This window comes from Streptomyces sp. NPDC127177 (genome assembly GCF_042672475.1).
GTDB lineage: Bacteria > Actinomycetota > Actinomycetes > Streptomycetales > Streptomycetaceae > Streptomyces.
Genome location: NZ_JBHXUW010000002.1, coordinates 1 through 22,381, shown reverse-complemented (window position 1 = coordinate 22,381; position 22,381 = coordinate 1). Strand labels below are relative to the sequence as shown.

Sequence of the window (22,381 nt, the reverse complement as noted above, 5' to 3'; positions counted from 1 at the left end):
GCCCACATGCCGCGCATCATGGAGACATGCCCGAAGGAGACACCGTCCTGCAGACCGCCAAGCGTCTGCACCACGCACTCGCCGGAGAGGTCCTCACCAGATCGGATCTGCGCGTTCCCCGGTTCGCGACCGCCGACCTCACCGGCCGGTCCGTGCTCGACGTCACCTCGCGCGGCAAGCACCTGCTGACCCGTTTCGAGGGCGGCCTCACCCTCCACAGCCATCTGCGGATGGACGGCGCCTGGCGGATCTACCGCCCCGACGAACGCTGGCGCGGCGGCCCCACGCACCAGATCCGCGCCATCCTGGGCAACACCGCGCACACGGCCGTCGGCTACCGCCTCCCCGTCCTCGAACTCCTGCGCACCGCGGACGAGGAGAAGGCCGTCGGTCATCTCGGCCCGGATCTCCTCGGCCCCGACTGGGACGCCGGCACGGCCCTGCACAACCTGCTCGCCGACCCCGCCCGCCCCCTGGGCGAGGCACTCCTGGACCAGCGCAACCTGGCCGGCATCGGCAACATCTACAAGGCCGAGCTCTGCTTCCTGGCCCGCGCCACTCCATGGCTGCCCATCGGCGAGCTGCCCTCCGCCACGGCCGCCCTTCTCGTGAGCACAGCCCACCAGCTCCTCGAAGCAAACCGGGACCGCCCGGTGCGTATCACCACCACCGGGGCACGCCCCCGCACCGCCGCCGGGCGGCCGGCCCGCCCCGGCCGCCCGAGCGAGAACCTCTGGGTCTACGGCAGGACCCACCGCCCCTGCCTGCGCTGCGGAACACCGGTCCGCGCCGCGGAGCAGGACGACCGGCCCGCCTACTGGTGCCCTCACTGCCAGTCGGGCCCCACGCCCTAACTGCCAATCGGGCCCCGCCCCCTAGTTGACGGGTCGTCAGATCCGGTCGTACGGTCCGGTCATGTCACTCGCCGCGTACGACCTCACCGGCCGCTCCGCGTTCGTCACCGGCGCGGCCGGCGGCATCGGCCGCGCCTGCGCGGTCCTCCTCGCGGAATCCGGCGCCACCGTCCACTGCGCGGATCGCGACGAGAAGGGACTGTCGGAGACCCGGGAGCTGATCACCGGAGCAGGTGGTGAGGCCCACAGCCATCCGCTGGATGTCACGGACCGCAGTCGGCTCAGGTCCGCCGTGGCGGCCGCCGGGGATGTGGACATCCTGGCCGCCGTCGCCGGGATCATGCACACGAGCAGCGTCCTGGAGACCGCGGACGAGGATCTCGACCGCGTGCTGTCGGTCAACTTCAAGGGAGTTCTGTACGCCTGCCAGGAAGTGGCCCGGTCCATGATCGCCCGCGACGCTCCGGGGTCGCTGATCACCATGGCCTCGGGCGCCGTCGACTCCGCGAGCCCCGGACTGCTCTGCTACAGCGCGGCCAAGGCGGCCGTGGTCCAGCTGACCAAGACCCTGGCCACGGAGCTGGGCCCGCACGCCATTCGGGTCAACGCCGTCGCCCCCGGCTGGATCCGCACACCCATGACCGCCCGCCACGACGCGGACCAGCAGCACCGGGCAGAGGCCACGATGGCGCGGATATCGCCGCTCGGCAGGGTCGGCGAGGCCGTCGACGTGGCTCAGACCGTCCTGTTTCTCGCGTCCGGCGCATCGGCCTTCATGACAGGTCAGATCCTCCGCCCGAACGGCGGCGTCGCCATGCCCTGGTAGCCCACCAGGACCGGCTCGCCTCCCGCGCCCCCTCGGCGCACCGCCGCAGCAGGCCGGTACCCGCGTCGAAGATTCCCGTCGGCCGGGCCGTCGCGGCCACATGCACCGGCAGGAGGCTGAGTCCCCAGCCGCCCGCCGCCACCGCTCCCTCGATCACCCCGGCGTGCGCCGGCTCCAGCACCAGCCTCAGCACGGCCCACCACCACACACCGCCGAGAACGAGTGCCGGCACCCATCGCCGTACCATGGCTGCCTCCTCCGGCCGAACCTAGTCCGGCCCGATCACCCGGCGGAAGAGCGCACCGGTGCAGTACCGGCGCGCACGGCGCAGTCGCACACCCTGGCAGTCTCACCCGGCTCCGCCGGGGCCGCATCCAGAGCGGAGCCCCCACCGCTCCCGGTGGGGGCTCCGCCCTTCGGCCGTCAGACCTTGCCGTCAGTCCTTGTCATCGCCGGACAGGGAGTCCTTGACGCCCTCGGCGCGCTCCTTGGCATCGCCCACTGCGCCCTTGGCCTTGCCCTTGGCCTGGTCCGCCTGGCCTTCCGCCTCCATGCGGCGGTTGCCGGCCATCTTGCCCATGGCTTCCTTGGCCTTACCGGTGATCTTGTCCTTCGCGCTTCCGTCGGTCATTGCGACTCCTCGAAATGGTGCGAACCGGCGGCCGCCCGAACGCGAGCGGCCCCGGGGGTAGGGGGCCGGCACGGATGTCTCGGCATCCGGCCGGGTGAGGCGGGCGCGACTCAGGCGCTCTCCGCCTGGAACATCCACGCGTGCTTCTCGAGATCCGCGGTCAGCGTGATCAGGATGTCCTGGCTGACCGGGTCCGGCTCGGCGGTCACCTCGATCCGCTCGCGCATGCGGCCGATCACCACACCGAGGGCGTCGACCAGGGTCCGTACCGCGTCCACGTCCTTGATCCAGCCTTCCGGCACGGAGCCGATGGCCGTGGTCCTGGCGATCGTCGTCGACCGGCCGTCCGGGTTGACGCCGACAGCGGAGGCCCGTTCGGCGACCGTGTCGGAGTGCTGGCGGGCGGTGTCGACGACGTCGTCGAGCTGAAGGTGCACGGACCTGAAGCGTGGCCCCACCACGTTCCAGTGGACCTGCTTCGCGACCAGGGACAGGTCGACGAGGTCCACAAGGGCGCCCTGGAGCGCATCGCCGACGGATTTGAGGTCGGCCTCGGACAGCGGGCTCTTCACCACAGACATGCACTTCTCCGATCTGATATCCATTCCGTTCAGCACCACCCACGATGGCACAAACGAAGCAAAACGGTCATCCAGGGAAGGATCTGCAGGAGATCTCCCCGGCCTCACAGTGCGCCTTCCCGCTACAGCGCTTCCAACACGCAGAAGCCCCGGTCCACCCCCAGAGGGGAGGACCGGGGCTCCGGCTTCAGACCGAACCGAACGGGTCAGGCGGCGACGACATCCACCGCTTCCGCAGGCGCCTTGATGGTCACCCGCCCCGTCGGTACACCCGCCACCGACGTAACGGAGACGGAATTGAGCCTTGGGCGCACCGGTACGGGTACCGGGTCGCCGACTGCTGCCGACTCGGCCAGTTCAGCCAGCGACAGATCATCGCTCACTTCACGCATGAGCTCGGACATCCGTACGTCAAGCGCGTCGCAAATGGCGGAGAGCAGTTCGGAGGATGCCTCCTTCTGCCCCCGCTCCACCTCGGAGAGATAACCGAGCGAAACTCGGGCGGACGAGGAGACTTCGCGCAGAGTACGGCCTTGGCGCTGGCGCTGCCGACGCAGCACGTCACCAAGCAGGCGACGGAGCAGAATCATCGGTGGCTCCCTCCTCGGACCGCGTAGCCGCATCCTTCACGCCCCACCGTACCGCCTAGCGCTGCGGCCGTGCGGGGAGCGATGTCGTGTTCACTCAGGGCTGCAAACATCAATTCCCCCCGATCTGTTCCGTATCCTGTGCGCTCGCGTACCCGCCGAGTTCGCCGGAGAGCAGATCGAGCACGCTCCGTACGCTCTCATTACGGATGTCCGCTCGTCCGCCGTTCAACCGCAGCGCGGCCACTTTCGACACCCCATGGGGCCCCCGGACAGCGACGAAGACCGTTCCCACCGCCCGGCCGTCCTGCGGCTCGGGGCCCGCAACACCCGTGGTGGCAAGCCCCCAGTCCGCTCCGAGAACCCGTCGTACGCCTGCGGCCATCTGGGAGGCGACCTCGGGATCCACCGCCCCGCTCGATGCGAGAAGGGCTGGATCCACACCCAGGACTTCACTCTTGAGGGGGGTCGCGTAGGCCGTCACGGAGCCGCGGAAGGAGTGCGATGCACCGGGTACGGACGTCAACTCCGCCGCGACCAGCCCACCGGTGAGCGATTCGGCGACGGCGAGGGTCTCGCCCCGCTCGACGAGCAGTCGAAGCACCCGGGCCGCGGCTGTCACCGTTCGGCCTCCGCCGCGTCACGGGCCCCTGAGGTCCCGGAGACCCTTTCCTGGCCCCCGGCGTCCCCGGAAGTCTCCGCGGCCGCCTCGACGGCCTCCTGGGCCGCCTCCGCCCGCTCCGCCGCGAGCCCCTGGCGTCGCAGCACGATTGCCTGCCGCACATAGTCCAGACCGGTGACGACCGTCAGCACGACGGCCACCGCCATCACCCAGAACCTCAGGGTCGCCAGCGGTCCGGTCAGCGCCAGGACGTACATCCCGACGGCCGTCCCCTGCGCCAGCGTTTTCAGCTTCCCGCCGCGGCTGGCCGGGATCACCCCGTGCCTGATCACCCAGAAGCGCAGCACGGTGATGCCGAGCTCGCGGAAGAGGATCACGCCCGTGACCCACCAGGGCAGATCACCGAGGTACGACAGCGAGACGAGTGCCGCGCCCATGATCGCCTTGTCGGCGATCGGGTCGGCGATCTTCCCGAAGTCGGTGACCAGGTTGTACGTACGTGCCAGATGCCCGTCGAACAGGTCAGTGATCATCGCGACGGCGAACGCCGCCCAGGCGAAGGAACGCCATGCCGGGTCGTATCCGCCGTTGTGCAGCAGGAGCAGGACGAAGCCGGGCACCAGGACCAGCCGCGCCATGGTGAGGAGATTGGCGATGTTCCACAGGCTGGCCTGGTTTACGGCCGCAGTGCCCAGCTTCCCGCCGCGGACCGGCGTGGCGCCGGAACTCCCTGCCGCGGATGCCGGAGCTCCGGTCATCTGGCCACCTCCGCAAGCTCGCGACATTCGGCCACCAGGTCCACACCCTCGGTCCCGACCGCCTTTGCCTCGACCATACGGCCCGGGACGAGTCCCTCGCGTGCGGTGAAGAGCACCTGGCCGTCCGTTTCGGGGGCCTGGTGCGCGGCGCGGCCCACGGCGCGCGACTCGTCCTCGGTCGCCTCGACCGACTCGACCAGCACCTGGAGCGTCTCCCCGACCCGCTCCTCGGCCCGCTGCGAGGTCAGCTCCTCGGCCAGCTGGGAGATGTGCGCGAGCCGCTCGGCGATCGTGTCCGCGTCCAGCTTGTTGCCGTAACCGACCGCCTCGGTGCCGTCCTCGTCGGAGTAGCCGAAGACGCCGATGGCGTCGAGACGCGCACCCGTGAGGAACCGTTCCAGCTCCGCCACGTCGGCCTCGGTCTCACCGGGGAAGCCCACGATGAAGTTGGAGCGGGCACCGGCCTGCGGCGCCTTGCTCCGGATGGTGTGCAGAAGCTCCAGGAAGCTGTCGGTGTCGCCGAAGCGGCGCATCGCGCGCAGCACGCCCGGGGCCGAGTGCTGGAAGGAGAGGTCGAAGTAGGGCGCGACCTTCGGCGTCGAGGTCAGTACGTCGATCAGACCGGGCCGCATCTCGGCGGGCTGGAGATAGCTGACGCGAATGCGCTCGATCCCGTCGACGTCGGCGAGCTCCGGCAGCAGCGTCTCCAGCAGACGGATGTCGCCGAGGTCCTTGCCGTACGAGGTGTTGTTCTCGGAGACCAGCATGACCTCCTTCACCCCCTGCTCGGCCAGCCACCTGGTCTCGCCCAGTACGTCGGAGGGGCGCCGCGAGATGAAGGAGCCGCGGAAGGACGGGATGGCGCAGAAGGAGCAGCGGCGGTCGCAGCCGGAGGCCAGCTTCACCGAGGCGACCGGGCTGGTGCCGAGCCGGCGGCGCAGGGGTGCCCGCGGGCCGGAGACCGGAGCGACACCCTCCGGGAGATCGGCGGGGGCCGGGGCTGCCTCCTGTGCGTGACCGGGCAGGGCCACCGCGGCGTCCTGCCGATCGGCAGGGCTGATCGGCAGCAGCTTGCGGCGGTCGCGGGGGGTGTGCGAGGCGTGGATGCCACCGTTGAGGATGGTCTGGAGGCGGTCCGAGATGTCTGCGTAGTCGTCGAATCCGAGGACGCCGTCCGCTTCCGGCAGGGCCTCGGCGAGGTCCTTGCCGTAGCGCTCGGCCATGCAGCCGACGGCGACCACGGCCTGGGTGCGGCCGTGGTCCTTCAGATCATTGGCTTCGAGCAGGGCATCGACGGAGTCCTTCTTGGCGGCCTCGACGAATCCACAGGTGTTGACCACGGCGACATCGGCGGCGGAGGCATCCTCGACGAGCTCCCAGCCGTCCGCTGCCAAGCGGCCTGCGAGCTCCTCCGAGTCCACCTCGTTACGGGCGCAGCCAAGAGTGACAAGGGCGACGGTACGGCGTTCGGGCATGGGCTCAAGACTACTTTGTCCCGGCACTGGCCCCGCCGTGCAGGTTCCACAGTCACAGGGAGTAACAGAGACGGCGGGCACCCGGCACGATGGCCGGGCGCCCGCCGCGGTGCGCGAGCTGTCGATTGCCGCTGTCAGCCGACCTCGGGGTCACCCTTGGTGTACGAGAGCCGCTCGACCTGACCGGGCTGGAACTGGTCCTCGACCTTCTTGCCGTTGACGAAGAGCTCGATCGCCCCGGCGTCGCCGAGGACGAGATCGACCCGCTCCTTGTCCTGGAACGTCTTCGACTGACCCTGCTGGAGCAGTCCGTCGAAGAGCAGCCGGCCGTTGTGGTCCTTGGCGGAGATCCAGCTCTTGCCCTGACTGGCGCTGAGCTTGACCGTCACCTTGTCCTGCGGCGCGGCGGCGATGGCGCTGTCGGAGGGGGCCGGCTTGGGATCGACGGGCTTGCTGCTCGCCGGCTTGGGGGTGATCTTGTCCGACGTCGGGCCTTCGGCGACCCGGCCGGCGTTCGAGGGCTCGTCACCGCCCTTGAAGAAGGTGAAGCCGACGAAGCCGACCACGGCGACGATGGCCGCGACCATGGCCGCGGTCCAGTTGGGCCGTCGGGGTTCGGAACGGATCCGCTCGGCCTCGAACAGCGGGGCCGCCGGCGTCGGCGCGGGACGGCCGCCGTGCTCGGCGTCGAACTGCGAAACCAGTGGTTCCGGATCGATGCCCACGGCCCGTGCGAACGTACGGATGTGGCCACGCGCATACACGTCGCCGCCACAGCGGGAGAAGTCGTCCTCCTCGATCGCGTGCACGATGGGGATGCGCACCCGGGTGGACGTGCTGACCTCTTCGACCGTGAGACCTGCGGCGATTCGAGCCTGCTGAAGCACTCGACCGATCAAGGGCCGGTCGTCTTCGGGGGAGTTGCCGATGGACACGGGGGCGCCTTTCGAGCGTGAGCCACCTGCTGGATGTTCAGTCTAGGGGGGGTACGAAAGGGTGGGGCAACCGGGAGGGCTGACTTTGTACGCCATCAGATTCGAACAGAGTCGGATTCGCCCGACCGCCCCTTGGAAGGACATCCTGCTGTCCCTCCCTTCAACTTGACGTACGGCCCGGCGAAACGGTTGCCCGCAAAACCCTCACGAACCTGTTTCCCCGCGAATCTGAGCCAACACCCCGTCGAGCTCGTCCGGCTTCACCATGACGTCGCGGGCCTTGGACCCCTCGCTCGGCCCGACGATGTTCCGGGACTCCATGAGGTCCATCAGCCGTCCGGCCTTGGCGAAGCCCACCCGCAGCTTGCGCTGGAGCATCGAGGTGGAGCCGAACTGAGTGGAGACGACCAGCTCGGCGGCCTGGCAGAGCAGATCGAGGTCGTCGCCGATGTCCTCGTCGATCTCCTTCTTCTGCTTCGTGCCGACCACCACGTCCTCGCGGAACACGGGTGCCATCTGGTCCTTGCAGTGCTTGACCACTGCGGCGACCTCGTCCTCGGTGACGAAGGCGCCCTGCATACGGGTCGGCTTGTTCGCCCCCATCGGCAGGAACAGTCCGTCACCCTTTCCGATGAGCTTCTCGGCTCCGGGCTGGTCGAGGATGACCCGGCTGTCGGCGAGCGAGGAGGTCGCGAAGGCGAGCCGGGAGGGCACGTTCGCCTTGATGAGACCGGTGACGACGTCCACCGAGGGGCGCTGGGTGGCGAGGACCAGGTGGATACCGGCGGCGCGGGCCAGTTGGGTGATACGGACGATCGAGTCCTCGACGTCGCGCGGCGCGACCATCATCAGGTCGGCCAGCTCGTCCACGATCACCAGCAGGTACGGGTACGGCGACAGCTCCCGCTCGCTGCCCTCGGGGGTCTTGAGCTTGCCGGTGCGCACGGCGTGGTTGAAGTCGTCGATGTGCCGGTAGCCGAACGCGGCGAGGTCGTCGTAGCGCAGGTCCATCTCGCGCACGACCCACTGCAGGGCTTCGGCGGCCTTCTTGGGGTTGGTGATGATCGGCGTGATCAGGTGCGGAATGCCCTCGTACGCGGTCAGCTCGACCCGCTTGGGGTCGACCAGCACCATCCGGACGTCCTCAGGGGTCGCCCGGACCATCACCGAGGTGATGAGGCAGTTGATGCAGGAGGACTTTCCGGAACCGGTCGCACCGGCCACCAGGACGTGCGGCATCTTCGCGAGGTTGGCCATCTCGTAGCCGCCCTCGACGTTCTTGCCGAGTGCGACGAGCATGGGGTGGTCGTCCTCGGCCGCGTCCGCGAGACGGAGCACGTCTCCGAGATTGACCATCTCGCGGTCGGTGTTGGGGATCTCGATGCCGACCGCCGACTTCCCCGGGATCGGGGAGATGATCCGGACGTCGGGACTGGCGACGGCGTACGCGATGTTCTTGGCGAGGGCCGTGATCCGCTCGACCTTGACGGCCGGGCCGAGCTCCACCTCGTACCGCGTCACCGTGGGCCCGCGGGTGAATCCGGTGACGGCCGCGTCGACCTTGAACTCAGTGAAGACGTTGGTCAGCGACGCGACGATCGCGTCGTTGGCGGCGCTCCGGGTCTTGCCGGGACCACCGCGCTCCAGCAGGTCGAGCGAGGGCAGCGAGTAGGTGATGTCACCGGAGAGCTGGAGCTGCTCCGCGCGGGCCGGCAGTGGCTGGGACTGCGACTGCGACCGCTCGGGAGCGGGCTTGGTCAGGTCGGGTACGCCCCCGGAGTGCGAGGTGTCCTTCTCCGGCTTTCCGGCCGGTTCGGGCTCCCGCGCCCCCGGGACCGGCGTGCCCGCCCGCTCGCGGTCCGCGGAGACGCCCTGTGTGAGGTCGGCGACGACGGGCGAAGGCGGCATGCCGTTGAGCACGGCGCCGTCGAGCGCGGCGGCAGCAGCTGCCGCGACGTCCACCGCGTCCATGGTCCGGTTCATCGCGGGCTGTACGGAGGCCCTGCGCGGCCTGCGGCGCTTGGCGAGGGCATCGGCCTCGACGCGGTCGGTGTCGTACACCTCGGACGGCTCGGAGCGGCGCGCGGATGAGCGGCGCGAGCGGTCGGGCAGGGCCTCGCGCCACTGCTCGTCGTACCGCTCGTCGTCGTTCTCGTCCAGCGCCTCGGGGTCGTACGCCGGCTCGATGATCCCCAGCTTGGAGCCGAGCAGCCGCAGCCGCTGCGGAATGGCGTTCACCGGAGTCGCCGTGACGACCAGCAGCCCGAAGACGGTGAGCAGCAGGAGCAGCGGAACGGCCAGCACTTCACCCATGGTGAAGATCAGCGGCTTGGAGGCGGCCCAGCCGATGAGTCCGCCCGCGTCCTGCATGGCCTCGGTGCCGTCCTCGCGGCCCGGCGATCCGCAGGCGATGTGGACCTGGCCGAGCACGCCGATGACCAGTGCGGAGAGCCCGATGACGATCCGGCCGTTGGCCTCGGGCTTCTCGGGATAGAGGATCAGCCGCACGGCGATGGCGCCGAGCAGTATCGGCACGAGGAGGTCGAGCCGGCCGAAGGCGCCGGTGACGAGCATCTCGACGAGATCGCCGACGGGTCCGCGCAGGTTCGACCAGGTGCCCGCCGCGACGATCAGGGCGAGGCCGAGCAGCAGCAGCGCGACGCCGTCCTTGCGGTGCGCGGGGTCCAGGCCCTTGGCGCCGCGCCCTATGCCCCGGAACAGTGCGCCGACGGCGTGGGCAGCGCCGAGCCAGACAGCGCGGACCAGGCGGTACACACCGTTGGTGGGCGAGGGCGCCGGTCTGGGCGCGGCCGCCTTCTTCGCCACCGCCTTCTTGGCGGGAGCCTTCTTCGCGGGCACGGTCTTCTTGGCGGCGGCCTTCTTCGCGGGCGCGGCCTTCTTCGCAGGGCCCGGGCCACCGCCGGCGCGCTTCGCGGTGCCCGCGCCCTGGGAACCCTTGCCGGACGTACGTGAGGCCATGGGGCCGAGGTTACCGGTGTCTGCGGCAGTGAACACGTGCGCGGGCCGGTTCACCCGACCGTGTCGCCCTGCGGAGGCCCCGAACTGACGCGCCCTCACCCGTGCCGGACCCCGGCGGGACCGCCGACCGGCCGGAACCACCGGCCAGTTGCCGCCGCGCCGGACCGAAGACACCTGTCGGCAAAGGGCGGTACGGAACCGGCGCGGCCGCCGTTACGAGGGAAGCGTCGCCGGTCCGCCGCCGGTGCCGGGCTCCAGCGCGTCCAGCGCCCGCCGCAGTCCGGTCAGCTTCCGTTCGAGATGAGCGGCGGTGGCCACCGCCGCGGCGTCCGCCGACTCGTCGTCGAGTTGCTTGGACAGCGCTTCGGCCTGCTCCTCGACGGCAGCGAGCCGCGCGGAGAGCTCGGCCAGCAGACCGGCGGGTTCCTTCTCGTGGCTCGCGCCGGTGTGCCCGCTGCCCTCGAGCTGGAGGCGCAGCAGCGCCGCCTGCTCCCGGAGCTGGCAGTTCTTCATGTACAGCTCGACGAAGACCGAGACCTTCGCCCGCAGCACCCACGGATCGAACGGTTTCGAGATGTAGTCCACCGCGCCCGCCGCATAACCCCGGAAGGTGTGATGCGGACCGTGATTGATCGCGGTGAGGAAGATGATCGGGATGTCCCGGGTCCGCTCCCGCCGCTTGATGTGCGCGGCGGTTTCGAAACCGTCCATGCCCGGCATCTGCACGTCCAGCAGAATGACCGCAAAGTCGTCCGTGAGCAGCGCTTTGAGCGCTTCCTCCCCTGACGATGCCCGCACCAGTGTCTGATCGAGCGCAGAGAGGATGGCCTCCAGCGCCAGCAGATTCTCCGGCCGGTCATCGACCAGGAGGATCTTGGCCTTCGGCACCATGGCCCGTCCTCCTCGCCCCGGAATTGCACCGGGCGCCGCCCCAGGGGACGACTCCCTTACGCCGTCCGTCCTTGTGCCGGTCATGGTAACCGCACCCCGCCCGTCACCACACCCTGTCACCGCGATGTCACGGTGCACATACCAGGAACGCGGCGCGAGACCAGAAGGTTCCCCGGAAATCGCGTTCCCACACCACTTCAGACGCGCTCGATCAACAAATCATGGTTGTTTCGCTCAATCGACGATCACTCTCCGCGCATCCACCCCTCCATAACGGAAAGCAGATGGTCAGGATCGACCGGCTTGGTGACGTAGTCGGACGCGCCGGACTCGATCGCCTTCTCCCGGTCGCCCTTCATCGCCTTGGCCGTCAGCGCGACGATCGGCAGCCCCGCGAACTGCGGCATCCTGCGGATCGCCGACGTCGTCGCGTAGCCGTCCATCTCCGGCATCATGATGTCCATCAGCACGACCGTCACATCGTCGTGCTGCTCCAGGACTTCGATCCCCTCGCGCCCGTTCTCCGCGTACAGGACCGACAGCCCGTGCTGCTCCAGCACGCTGGTGAGCGCGAAGACGTTGCGGATGTCGTCGTCGACGATCAGTACCTTCTCGCCGCTGAACCGGAACGTCCTGCGGGGCTCGGCCTCCGCCTCCTCCTGGACGCTCGGCGTCCAGGACTCCTGCGGAGCGGGCTGCGACGCCGGGGGCGCCGGCAGCGCGGACTGCTGCCCCGAGCCGCCCAGCGCCTTGCGGCGGCGCCTCAACAGCCCTGCGGCGCCGCTCTGGTCCTCCGCGCCCCCCGACTGGCCCGTTCCCCGGCCGAAGTCCTGGAAGCCCTGCCCGGCCTCGGGCAGCCGGCCGCTCTCGACGCCGGCGCCGTGCACCTCGATGGGCCCGGGTCCGATCTGCGGGTAGCCCTGCGGCGGGAGTTCACTCGGGTGCAGCGGCAGGTACAGCGTGAACGTCGAGCCCCGGCCGGGCTCGCTCGCCGCATGGATCTCACCGCCCAGCAGCCGCGCGATCTCCCGGCTGATCGACAGACCCAGTCCCGTACCGCCGTACTTGCGGCTGGTCGTACCGTCCGCCTGCTTGAACGCCTCGAAGATCACCAGCATCTTGCTGGACGCGATCCCGATCCCGGTGTCCGTCACCGAGAACGCGATCAGATCGGCGTCGGCGTCACGCAGCGAACCGGCCTCCAGCAACTGCTCCCGGATGGCGTTCGGCACCTCCGCCCCCGCGTGCCGGATCACCAGCTCGACGGCGCCGCTGTCGGTGAACTTCACCGCGTTGGACAGCAGATTGCGCAGTACCTGGAGCAGCCGCTGTTCGTCCGTGTGCAGCGTGGCCGGCAGTTCCGGAGACACCCGTACGGAGAAGTCCAGGCCCTTTTCCGCGGTGAGCGGCCGGAATGTCGCCTCCACGTAGTCGACCAGCTGGACCAGCGCGATCCGGGTCGGGCTGACATCCATCTTGCCCGCCTCGACCTTCGACAGATCGAGGATGTCGTTGATCAGCTGGAGCAGGTCGGAACCCGCCCCGTGGATCGTCTCGGCGAATTCCACCTGCTTCGGCGACAGATTTCCCTCGGCGTTGTCCGCCAGCAATTTGGCCAGAATGAGCAGCGAGTTGAGCGGTGTGCGCAGCTCGTGCGACATGTTGGCCAGGAACTCCGACTTGTAGCGCATCGAGACCGCGAGCTGTTCGGCGCGCTCCTCCAGGACCTGCCGCGCCTCCTCGATCTCGGTGTTCTTGACCTCGATGTCCCGGTTCTGCTGGGCCAGCAGCTCGGCCTTCTCCTCCAGTTCCGCGTTGGACGCCTGGAGTGCTTTCTGCCGGTTCTCCAACTCCTGCGAGCGGTCGCGCAATTGCTCGGTGAGCTCCTGCGACTGCTCCAGCAGCTTCTCCGTCGTCGTGTTGACGCTGATGGTGTTGACGCTGGTCGCGATCATCTCGGCGAGCTGGTTGAGGAAGTCCCGCTGGATATGGGTGAACGGCTGGAACGAGGCCAGTTCGATCACTCCGAGCACCTTGCCCTCGAAGAGCACCGGCAGCACGATCACATGTGCGGGCGGCGCCTCGCCGAGACCCGAGGAGATCTTCAGATACCCCGGCGGGACGTTGTCCACCTGGATCGTCCGCTTCTCCTCGGCGGCCGTGCCGATGAGCGTCTCGCCGGGCCGGAAGGACGTCGGCATGGAGCCGGCGGAGTAGCCGTAGCTGCCCCGCATCTGGAGCACGTACGCGCCCTCCCGGTCGCCCTCAGCGCCCAGTGCGTCGGGCTCGCCGGTCGCCGTGGCCAGGAAGAACGCGCCGTGCTGGGCGGAGACGACCGGTGTCAGTTCGCTCATGATCAGCGAGGCCACGTCCTCGAGGTCGCGCCGCCCCTGCATCAGGCCGGAGATCCGGGCGAGGTTGCCCTTGAGCCAGTCCTGCTCCTTGTTGGTGGCCGTGGTGTCACGCAGGTTGGCGATCATCGTGTTGATGTTGTCCTGCAGGGCCTGGATCTCACCGGCCGCGTCCACGTCGATCTTCAGATTGAGATCGCCGCGGGTGACCGCGGTGGCGACGGCCGCGATGGCACGCACCTGCCTGGTGAGGTTTCCGGCCATCTCGTTCACCGATTCGGTGAGGTCACGCCAGGTGCCGTCGACGTCCCGCACCCGCGCCTGACCGCCCAGCTGCCCCTCGGTACCCACCTCGCGGGCCACCCGGGTCACCTGCTCCGCGAACGAGGACAGCTGGTCGACCATCGTGTTGATGGTGTTCTTCAGCTCCTGGATCTCACCCCGGGCATCGATGTCGATCTTCTTGGTGAGATCACCCTTGGCGATGGCCGTGGTGACGGTGGCGATCTGCCGCACCTGACCGGTCAGGTTGGACGCCATCGAGTTCACGGACTCGGTGAGGTCCTTCCACGTACCGGCGACCCCGGGGACCCGTGCCTGGCCGCCCAGCTCGCCCTCCGTGCCCACCTCACGGGCGACCCTGGTCACCTCGTCGGCGAACGAGGACAGGGTCGTCACCATCGTGTTGACGGTGTCGGCGAGCTCGGCGACCTCGCCGCGTGCCTCGACGGTGACCTTCTTCGTCAGGTCACCGTTGGCGACGGCGGACGAGACCCGGGAGATGTTCCGCACCTGACTGGTCAGGTTGTTGGCCATCAGGTTGACGTTCTCGCTGAGGTCCTTCCAGATGCCGGTGGCACCGCGGACCCGCGCCTGGCCACCGAGGATGCCCTCGGTACCCACCTCGCGGGCGACCCGGGTCACCTCGTCACCGAAGTTCATCAGCTGGTCGACCATCGTGTTGACGGTCGTGACCAGTTCGAGGATCTCGCCCTTCGCGTCAACGGTGATCTTCTTGGAGAGGTCGCCCTTGGCGACGGCGGTGGTGACCTCGGCGATGTTGCGGACCTGAAGGGTCAGGTTGTTCGCCATGCCGTTGACGGACTGCGTGAGGTCCTTCCACGTACCGGACACACCCTGCACCTCGGCCTGTCCGCCGAGGATGCCCTCCGTACCCACCTCACGGGCGACCCGCGTCACCTGCTCGGCGAAGTTCGAGAGCTGGTCGACCATCGTGTTGAGGGTGTTCTTCAGCTCCAGGATCTCGCCGCGCGCGTCCACGTCGATCTTCTGCGACAGGTCACCCCGCGCCACCGCCGTGGCGACCTGGGCGATGTTACGGACCTGAGCGGTGAGGTTGCCCGCCATGCCGTTCACCGAGTCGGTCAGATCACGCCACACACCGGCCACACCGGGCACCTGCGCCTGGCCGCCGAGCCGCCCGTCCGTGCCCACCTCACGGGCCACCCGGGTCACCTGCTCGGCGAAGGCCGAGAGCTGGTCGACCATGGTGTTGATGGTGTTCTTCAGCTCCAGGATCTCGCCGCGCGCGTCCACGTCGATCTTCTGCGACAGGTCACCCCGCGCCACCGCCGTGGTCACCTGGGCGATCTGGCGCACCTGGGAGGTCAGGTTCCCCGCCATGAAGTTGACGGAGTCCGTGAGCTCCTTCCACGTACCGGAGACGCCGTCCACCCGCGCCTGACCGCCGAGGCGGCCCTCCGTGCCCACGTCACGCGCCATCCGCGTCACCTGGTCGGCGAACGACGACAGCTGCGCCACCATCGTGTTGACGGTGTTCTTCAGCTCCAGCATCTCGCCGGCCACGTCGACGGTGACCTTCTGCGACAGGTCACCGTTGGCGACCGCCGTCGTCACCTGCGCGATGTCCCGCACCTGACCCGTCAGGTTCCGGAACGCCGTGTTCACGGAGTCCGTGAGGTCCTTCCAGGTACCGGCGGCCCCCGGCACCTCGGCCTGGCCGCCAAGCCGGCCCTCGACGCCGACCTCCCGGGCCACCCGGGTCACTTCCGAACCGAAGGACTGCAGCTGGTCGACCATCGTGTTGACGGTGTTCTTCAGCTCCAGCATCTCGCCGGCCACGTCGACGGTGACCTTCTGCGACATGTCGCCGCTGGCCACGGCCGTCGTCACCTGCGCGATGTCCCGCACCTGGGTCGTGAGGTTACGGAAGACGGTGTTCACCGAGTCCGTGAGGTCCTTCCACGTCCCCGCGGCACCAGGCACCTGCGCCTGGCCACCGAGCACACCCCCGCCACCGACCTCGCTCGCCACCCGCGTGACCTCGTCGGCGAAGGTCCGCAGCGTCTCGGTCATCTGGTTGATGGTCTCGGCGAGCTGCGCGACCTCGCCCCGGGCGCTCACCCGCACCTTCTGCGACAGGTCACCGTTGGCGACCGCCGTCGTCACCTCGGCGATGCCCCGCACCTGGGAGGTGAGGTTCCCGGCCATCGTGTTGACGGAGTCGGTGAGGTCCTTCCACACACCGGCCACACCGGGCACGGTGGCCTGGCCGCCCAGCTCACCCTCGGTGCCCACCTCGCGGGCGACCCGCGTCACCTCGGAGGAGAACGACGACAGCTGGTCGACCATCGTGTTGACGGTGTTCTTCAGCTGAAGCATCTCGCCGGCCACATGGACGGTGACCTTGCGCGACAGATCGCCCTTGGCGACCGCCGTCGTCACCAGCGCGATGTCGCGCACCTGTGCCGTCAGCCGGTACGCCATGGTGTTCACGGAGTCCGTGAGGTCCTTCCAGGACCCGGACATGCCCCGCACCTGGGCCTGGCCGCCCAGCTTGCCCTCGGTGCCCACCTCGACCGCGACCCGCGTCACCTGCTCGGTGAACGCGGACAGCTGGTCGACGAGGTTGTTGACCGTACGGGCCACCTTCAGGAACTCGCCGCGCAGCGGCCGTACCGTCTCGTCCGTGGTGTGCGACCGGAGCTCCATCCGCTGCTCCAGGTCACCGTCGGCCACCGCCGACAGCACCCGCCCGACCTCCGAGACCGGTCGCGCGAGATCGTCGACGAGTTCGTTGGAGGCATCGATCGCGGCGGCCCAGGCCCCCTCGCAGGCGCCCGTCTCCAGCCGCTCGGTGAGCTTGCCCTCGCGTCCGACGACCCGCCGCACCCGCGCGAGCTCACCCGTGAGGTGGACATTACGGTCGGCGACCTCGTTGAAGACGGCCGCGATCTCCGCCATGGTGCCCTCACCGGAGACCGTCAGGCGCCTGCGGAAATTGCCGTCACGCATGGCCACCAGACCGGCCAGCAGTCTGTTGAGCGCTGCGGCGTCGACTTCGATGGTTCCATTGCGCTGCTTCTTCACGGACTGTCCGCCTTTAGTGCGCGTGCTTGTTCCCCGCGCCGCCACGCCAGACTCCACCGTGTCCCTCCCGCAGGGTTGACCGTATCGCTCGGGTCTTCTCTGGGAGCTTGCCCAGATCCTCTATGGCTCACCGCCACAGCCCACCGTTGACGGGTGACTATGCGGACGTCAAATCGTTGAAACCTACCAGGCCGGAACCGGTCCGGGTGGTCGGTCCAATGGTTGTCCCACATCACCCCCTTGGGAAGCCCACACTTGTCCGGTCACAGGCCTGTATCCGCCCGTCCTTGCCCGAAGACGGCCCTCGTGTACCCGGTGCGGGGACGGAGCGTCTAGCCTGGCAAGCGAATCGAAGCGGCGAGAAACGGGCACAGGACTCGGGGAAGCGACGAGACACCATATGGGGAGTGCTGTGATCACGGCGCGCGCGGCTGCCACCTTCGACCCGGTCGGGCGTTCCGTCGCGACCGCCCGCGCCTTTGTCCGCGACACCCTCCAGGGGTGGGGCTACACCGATGTCGTCGATGACGCCGTCGTCCTCACCAGCGAGCTCGTCACCAATGCGGTGGTCCACGCGGGCACCGCCGCGGACGTGCTGTGCCTTCGCACGGAGGACGGCGTCAGGGTCGAGGTCTCCGACCACTATCCGGAGCGGGAGATCCCGCTCCAGTCCACCGGTCCCGACTTCGTGAACCCGGACCGGGAGAACGGCCGCGGCCTGCTCCTGTGCGCCGCGCTGGCCTCCCGCTGGGGCGTCGAGTACTCCCCCGCGCACAAACACGTCTGGTTCCAGCTCGACCTGCCCGACCGCCCGGTGGGCATCCGTTCCGCCGGTCCGCTGCTCCCCGTCGGTCTGCTCCCGGTCACCGACGAACGAGTCAGGGTCGCCGTCGTCCAGATCGACAGCGCGGGCGCCATCGCCGCATGGAACGACGACGCCGCGTATCTGTTCGGATACACGGCGGACCAGGTCACCGGCAAACAGCTCACCGACTTCACCGCCTGGCCGCAGACCCCCGGCACCAACACGGGCATCGCCGACGCGCTCCGCCTCTCCCGCTGGGAGGGCAGCTACGGCATCCGGGGTGCCGACGGGCGCACCATCCCCGTCTACGGCTCGCACCTGCGCGTACGGGATACCCAGGGCGAGCCCTCGACGGTCTGCCTGCTGGTCCGCGACTACGAGCGGGCCGTGCTCCAGTCACCGGTCCGCGCCCCTGTCTCCGACTCGAACACCGAGAGCCGCAAGACGGACCCCTTCGAGGTCTTCATCGGCTCCCCCGCCCCCGAGGACCTCGACGGTCTGCTCCAGCGCACCGTCGAGCGGGCCCGCGACATGCTCGACGCCGACGCGGCCTTCCTGCTGCTGGCCACGGACGACGAGACGGAGCTGGAGGTACGGGCCACGACCGGCCTCCCCTCAGCCCGCCAGCGCTTCGCCCGCGTCCCCGTCGAGGCAGGCACCGGACGGTACGGCTCCGCGCGCATGCCCGCGGTCCACGAGGACCTCGACGCCGTCCCCGGCGCCGTCCCTCTGCTGGGCAACACCGGTATGCGTTCGGTGGTCACGGTCCCGCTGAAGGTCGAGGGCCGCCTCACGGGCTCCCTGGGCGTCGCGGCCGAGGCAGCCGGACGGTACTCCAACGAGGAGGCCCTGCGTCTCCAGTTCGCGGCGGACCGCATCGCCCTGGCCGTCGAGTCCGCCCGCCTGGGCGAACTGGAGCGGCTGCGCCGCGGTTCCCTCTCCTTCCTCGTCGAGGCGTCGGACCTCCTCGCGGGGACGCTCGACCGGGACCAGACCCTGGCCCTGATGGCCCAGATGACGGTCCCCACCCTGGCCACCTGGTGCGCCGTCTACACGATCGCCGACCAGTCCTCGGACCCGTACCTCTCGTACGTGCTGCACGAGGACGAGGAGCGCATCGACGGCCTCAAGGCCCTGCTCTCCAAGATCGCCCCGCCGGACCCGGTACCGGCCCCCGGTGCCCGCGTCTGGTCCGCCCCTTCCGAGGCCGCCCACCAGGCGGCCCTGCGGATCTCGATGCGGAACATCGGCCCCGGCAACGAGGGCTGCGGGATTCGCACCACCCTTGCCACGGCGGCCGCCGTCGGCGGAGAGACGGTGGTCCTTCCGCTCGTCGCCCGCAACCGCGTCATCGGCATGCTGACGCTCGGCAAACCGTCCGACGACCACTTCCGCCAGGAGATCCTGGAACTGGCCGAGGACCTCTCCCGCCGGGCCGCACTGGCGCTCGACAACGCCCGCCTGTACTCCGAGCGCATGGCGATCAGCCAGTCCCTCCAGCGCAGCCTGCTGCCGCCGGGGCTGCCGGACGTGCCCAATGTCGAGATCGAGGTCATCTACCGGGCGGCCGGCGAGGGCAACGAGGTGGGCGGCGACTTCTACGACGTCTTCCCGATCCGCGACGGCGCCTATGGTTTCGCCATCGGTGACGTCTGCGGCACCGGCCCGGAGGCCGCGGCCGTCACGGGCCTGGCCCGCCACGCCCTGCGTCTGCTCGCCCGCGAGGGCTTCGGCGGCCCCGCGGTCCTGGAGCGGCTCAACGCCGCGATCCTCGACGAGGGCGCCCGCAGTCGCTTCCTGACGCTGCTGTACGGGGAGCTGTGGCCGCAGGAGGACGGCAGCGCACTGCTGAAGGTGGTCTGTGCCGGTCACCCGCTGCCGCTGCGCCTGCGCCAGGACGGCTCGGTCGAATCCGCGGCGGAACCGCAGCCTCTGCTCGGCGTCATCGAGGACCTGGAGCTGTACGAGCAGACGGTGACCCTCGACCCGGGCGACGTCCTGTTGTGCGTGACCGACGGCGTCACCGAACGCCGTGAGGGCACCCGCATGCTCGGCGACGACGGCCTGGCGGACGTGCTGGCCACCTGTACGGGCCTCACGGCCGGCGCGGTGGCGGCACGGATTCTGCGGGCGGTCGAACGATTCGCCGCCGAACCGGCCTCGGACGACATGGCCATCCTCGCGATGCGTGTCCCGGAACCGCCGGCCGCATAGCCATTGGTGTCCAGAGCACTATTCAACGTAGTGGATGTGGTCTCCCGGGGATACGGACGGCGGCTGCGGCAACGGTTGCCAGGTCTTCGCTCGAGAAGCTGGCGCGGCTCAGCACCGCCAGGGATTGGTTCGTCGCCAGCGTGCACAACGCCAGCTCTGCCGCCTCCTGCTCACCGGCCCCCGCCGCCAGCAACGCCTGCTCCAGTCCCGCCCGCAAACCGTCGATCATGGCGCGGACCATCGCCCGGCCCTCCGCGTCAAGCGCCGGGAACTGCGTTGCCGACACCGTGAGCAGGCAGCCATCCGGAACCGTCGGGTCGGCGATGCGGTTCAGGGCGACCTGCAGGAAGGCGGCCACAACGGCGCTCGGGCTCGAGTGGGGGCCGGACAGCGCCTGCTCGTACAGCGGGTGGTAGGTCTGCGCGTAGCGTTGGAGGCTTTTCCGGAAGAGGGCGCTCTTGTCGCCGAAGGTGCCGTAGAGCGAGCCCCGGCCCAGGCCCGTGCCCTCGGCCAGGCGATCGATCGAGGCCTCCGAATAGCCCCAGCGCCAGAAGACGTGCATCGCACGTCGTAGCGCATCGTCCACGTCGAATTGCTTGCGGCCTGCCATGGTCGTCAGCCTACACATCTTGTACCGATCGTTCAAAGATGGGTATGGTCGCCAGCATGACAACCTTGAGTTCAATGCGGCTGCCCGACGGGTTCACCGACGTATTCACCAGCCGGCTCGTGGAGGTGAAGGGACTGCGGCTGCACGCGGTCACCGGCGGGGAAGGTCCGGCGCTGCTGCTGGTAGGCGGGTGGCCCCAGACCTGGTACGCCTGGCGGGAAGTGATGCCCGCGCTCGCCCGCGAGCACACCGTCGTCGCCGTCGACTCGCGCGGGTCCGGGCTCTCCGACAAGCCCGACGACGGATACGACGCCGGCACGCTGGCCGCCGATCTGGTTGCTCTGATGGCCGCGCTCGGGCACGACCGGTTCGACGTGGTCGGCCACGACATCGGCATGTGGACCGGATACGCCCTCGCCGCCGATCACCCCGAGCGGGTGGGCCGGCTCGCCGTCGTCGACGCCATCATCCCTGGTATCACGCCGACGCCGTCGGTCTTCAGCCCGGCCGCGGTCAGCCAGCGGCTCTGGCACTTCGGCTTCAATCGGCTCACCGACCTCAACGAGGAGCTGGTCCGAGGGCGGGAGCGGCTCTTCTTCGGCTACCAGTTCGCCAAGAAGGCAGCCACCCCGGACGCGATCCCCGCGTACGCCGTCGACGTCTACGTCGATGCGATCGTCGCGGATCCTCGCGGGCTGCGGGCGAGCTTCGCGTACTACCGCGCGCTGGACGAGACGATCGCGCAGAACGAGCAGCGCAGGAAGACCCGGCTGACGCTGCCGGTGCTCGCCATCGGCGGCGAGCGGTACAGCGGCGCGATGGTCGCCGAGACGATGCGGCTGGCGTCCGACGACGTCACCGAGGTGGTCCTCGACGACTGCGGCCATTACGCAGCCGAGGAACAGCCGGCGCGGTTTACCGAGGTCCTGGAGGACTTCCTCGGTGGCAAACCGATAGCAGGCGTGCCGCACGGCTGACACATTCGTGGCGGAGTTTCGCCATGCCTGTCTTGCGCCCCCGCTCACTCACGTTGCGGTGCGCCCCCGCGTGCCAAGAATCGACGGCGATACGTATGCCGTCAGTGGTGCGCGAGGAAGAATGTCGATGTCCACAGTCAGCTACCGCAGGGCCCCGGCCGCGATGATCGCGGCGTTGCTCCGCGCCGGTACCGCCCCACCATCCACCAAAGCCGACAAAGCGATGGGCTAGACCAGCGGCGACACCCACTGGCCCTCCTCGGCATCACCTAACGACCTCTGCCGGGGCCCTGCATAGCCATAGCCGCACCAATCCGGATACGCGAAAGGCCCCCGCCGTTAAGCGGGGGCCTTTGCTTTGTCCGAGCCCCAATGCGGAATCGAACCGCAGACCTTCTCCTTACCATGGAGACGCTCTACCGACTGAGCTATTGGGGCCTTGCTGCCCTGCGGCAACGAGCTAAAGCATACCCGAATCCAGGGGGTGCGCAAAACCATCTGCCGCACCGTCATGGCCCCCTGCCCGGAGGCGCGTTGGCTCCCCCGCCTGCACCCGCAGCCGGCGGACGTGAGGGCCTGGAACGGCTCCGGAACGGCTCCGGAACGGCTCCGGAACGCAGAAAAGCCCCGTGCCACAAGGGCACGGGGCTTAACTATCAAAAGGAGTTCGGCGGCGTCCTACTCTCCCACAGGGTCCCCCCTGCAGTACCATCGGCGCTGAAAGGCTTAGCTTCCGGGTTCGGAATGTAACCGGGCGTTTCCCTAACGCAATGACCACCGAAACACTATGAAATTAACCAACACCGGAACAAAACACGGCCGTTCGTTATTTCAGAACTAACACAGTGGACGCGAGCAACTGAGGACAAGCCCTCGGCCTATTAGTACCAGTCAGCTCCACCCGTTACCGGGCTTCCACATCTGGCCTATCAAC

16 protein-coding genes, 1 tRNA gene and 2 rRNA genes are annotated in these 22,381 nt (G+C 69.1%); 4 read left to right on the top strand and 15 right to left on the bottom strand.

Annotated features, from left to right (window positions below):
- Positions 1-26: 26 nt before the first annotated feature.
- Both ACFVJX_RS02510 and ACFVJX_RS02505 read left to right on the top strand, forming a co-directional pair.
- Positions 27-854, top strand: coding sequence for a DNA-formamidopyrimidine glycosylase family protein (locus ACFVJX_RS02510; protein ID WP_384131371.1), 828 nt, complete (start codon positions 27-29; stop codon positions 852-854).
- Positions 855-915: 61 nt separating this feature from the next.
- Positions 916-1,680, top strand: a complete 765-nt coding sequence (locus ACFVJX_RS02505; protein ID WP_384131374.1) for an SDR family NAD(P)-dependent oxidoreductase — start codon at positions 916-918, stop codon at positions 1,678-1,680.
- Here the strand turns inward: ACFVJX_RS02505 and ACFVJX_RS02500 are convergent.
- From ACFVJX_RS02500 to ACFVJX_RS02450, 11 genes are all read right to left on the bottom strand, one after another.
- Positions 1,628-1,927, bottom strand: coding sequence for a hypothetical protein (locus ACFVJX_RS02500; RefSeq protein WP_384131377.1), 300 nt, complete (start codon positions 1,925-1,927; stop codon positions 1,628-1,630). The genes ACFVJX_RS02505 and ACFVJX_RS02500 overlap by 53 nt on opposite strands.
- A gap of 189 nt (positions 1,928-2,116) precedes the next feature.
- Positions 2,117-2,311 carry a CsbD family protein gene (locus ACFVJX_RS02495; RefSeq protein WP_384131379.1) on the bottom strand — a complete coding sequence of 65 codons (195 nt, stop codon included), beginning with the start codon at positions 2,309-2,311 and terminating at the stop codon, positions 2,117-2,119.
- A gap of 110 nt (positions 2,312-2,421) precedes the next feature.
- Positions 2,422-2,892: a Dps family protein gene (locus ACFVJX_RS02490; protein WP_384131382.1), complete on the bottom strand. Its 471-nt coding sequence runs from the start codon at positions 2,890-2,892 to the stop codon at positions 2,422-2,424.
- A gap of 206 nt (positions 2,893-3,098) precedes the next feature.
- Positions 3,099-3,482: a helix-turn-helix domain-containing protein gene (locus ACFVJX_RS02485; protein WP_384131385.1), complete on the bottom strand. Its 384-nt coding sequence runs from the start codon at positions 3,480-3,482 to the stop codon at positions 3,099-3,101.
- Positions 3,483-3,591: 109 nt separating this feature from the next.
- Positions 3,592-4,101: a CinA family protein gene (locus ACFVJX_RS02480; protein ID WP_384131388.1), complete on the bottom strand. Its 510-nt coding sequence runs from the start codon at positions 4,099-4,101 to the stop codon at positions 3,592-3,594.
- The gene (gene pgsA / locus ACFVJX_RS02475) at positions 4,098-4,859 is read right to left on the bottom strand and encodes a CDP-diacylglycerol--glycerol-3-phosphate 3-phosphatidyltransferase (RefSeq protein ID WP_384131391.1); all 762 of its coding nucleotides are present in this window, start codon (positions 4,857-4,859) and stop codon (positions 4,098-4,100) included. The genes ACFVJX_RS02480 and pgsA overlap by 4 nt, the downstream gene beginning before the upstream one ends.
- A complete protein-coding gene (rimO, locus tag ACFVJX_RS02470; protein ID WP_384131394.1) occupies positions 4,856-6,334 on the bottom strand; it encodes a 30S ribosomal protein S12 methylthiotransferase RimO in 1,479 nt (492 codons plus the stop codon). Before rimO ends, pgsA begins: the two co-directional genes overlap by 4 nt.
- A gap of 134 nt (positions 6,335-6,468) precedes the next feature.
- Complete coding sequence (locus tag ACFVJX_RS02465) at positions 6,469-7,269, bottom strand: RodZ domain-containing protein (RefSeq protein ID WP_384131397.1); 801 nt, start codon at positions 7,267-7,269, stop codon at positions 6,469-6,471.
- Between the two features lie 204 nt (positions 7,270-7,473).
- Complete coding sequence (locus ACFVJX_RS02460) at positions 7,474-10,248, bottom strand: DNA translocase FtsK (RefSeq protein ID WP_384131400.1); 2,775 nt, start codon at positions 10,246-10,248, stop codon at positions 7,474-7,476.
- Positions 10,249-10,461: 213 nt separating this feature from the next.
- A complete protein-coding gene (locus ACFVJX_RS02455; protein WP_384131403.1) occupies positions 10,462-11,139 on the bottom strand; it encodes a two-component system response regulator in 678 nt (225 codons plus the stop codon).
- A 245-nt stretch (positions 11,140-11,384) separates the two neighbouring features.
- Positions 11,385-16,841, bottom strand: coding sequence for a HAMP domain-containing protein (locus ACFVJX_RS02450; protein WP_384131406.1), 5,457 nt, complete (start codon positions 16,839-16,841; stop codon positions 11,385-11,387).
- A gap of 400 nt (positions 16,842-17,241) precedes the next feature.
- Between ACFVJX_RS02450 and ACFVJX_RS02445 the strand changes: the two genes are divergently transcribed.
- Entirely contained in the window at positions 17,242-19,860 is a 2,619-nt protein-coding gene (locus ACFVJX_RS02445) for a SpoIIE family protein phosphatase (RefSeq protein ID WP_384131409.1), read from the top strand.
- Between the two features lie 22 nt (positions 19,861-19,882).
- Here ACFVJX_RS02445 and ACFVJX_RS02440 read toward each other — a convergent pair whose 3' ends face one another.
- Positions 19,883-20,470, bottom strand: coding sequence for a TetR/AcrR family transcriptional regulator (locus ACFVJX_RS02440; protein WP_384131412.1), 588 nt, complete (start codon positions 20,468-20,470; stop codon positions 19,883-19,885).
- 56 nt (positions 20,471-20,526) lie between these two features.
- Between ACFVJX_RS02440 and ACFVJX_RS02435 the strand changes: the two genes are divergently transcribed.
- Positions 20,527-21,447: an alpha/beta fold hydrolase gene (locus ACFVJX_RS02435; protein ID WP_384131415.1), complete on the top strand. Its 921-nt coding sequence runs from the start codon at positions 20,527-20,529 to the stop codon at positions 21,445-21,447.
- A 365-nt stretch (positions 21,448-21,812) separates the two neighbouring features.
- On the opposite strand, the gene ACFVJX_RS02430 is transcribed toward ACFVJX_RS02435, so the two are convergent.
- The 3 genes from ACFVJX_RS02430 to ACFVJX_RS02420 form a co-directional block, all read right to left on the bottom strand.
- Positions 21,813-21,885, bottom strand: a tRNA-Thr gene (locus tag ACFVJX_RS02430).
- A gap of 227 nt (positions 21,886-22,112) precedes the next feature.
- Positions 22,113-22,229, bottom strand: a 5S ribosomal RNA gene (gene rrf / locus ACFVJX_RS02425).
- Between the two features lie 79 nt (positions 22,230-22,308).
- Positions 22,309-22,381, bottom strand: a 23S ribosomal RNA gene (locus ACFVJX_RS02420); the annotation flags it as partial.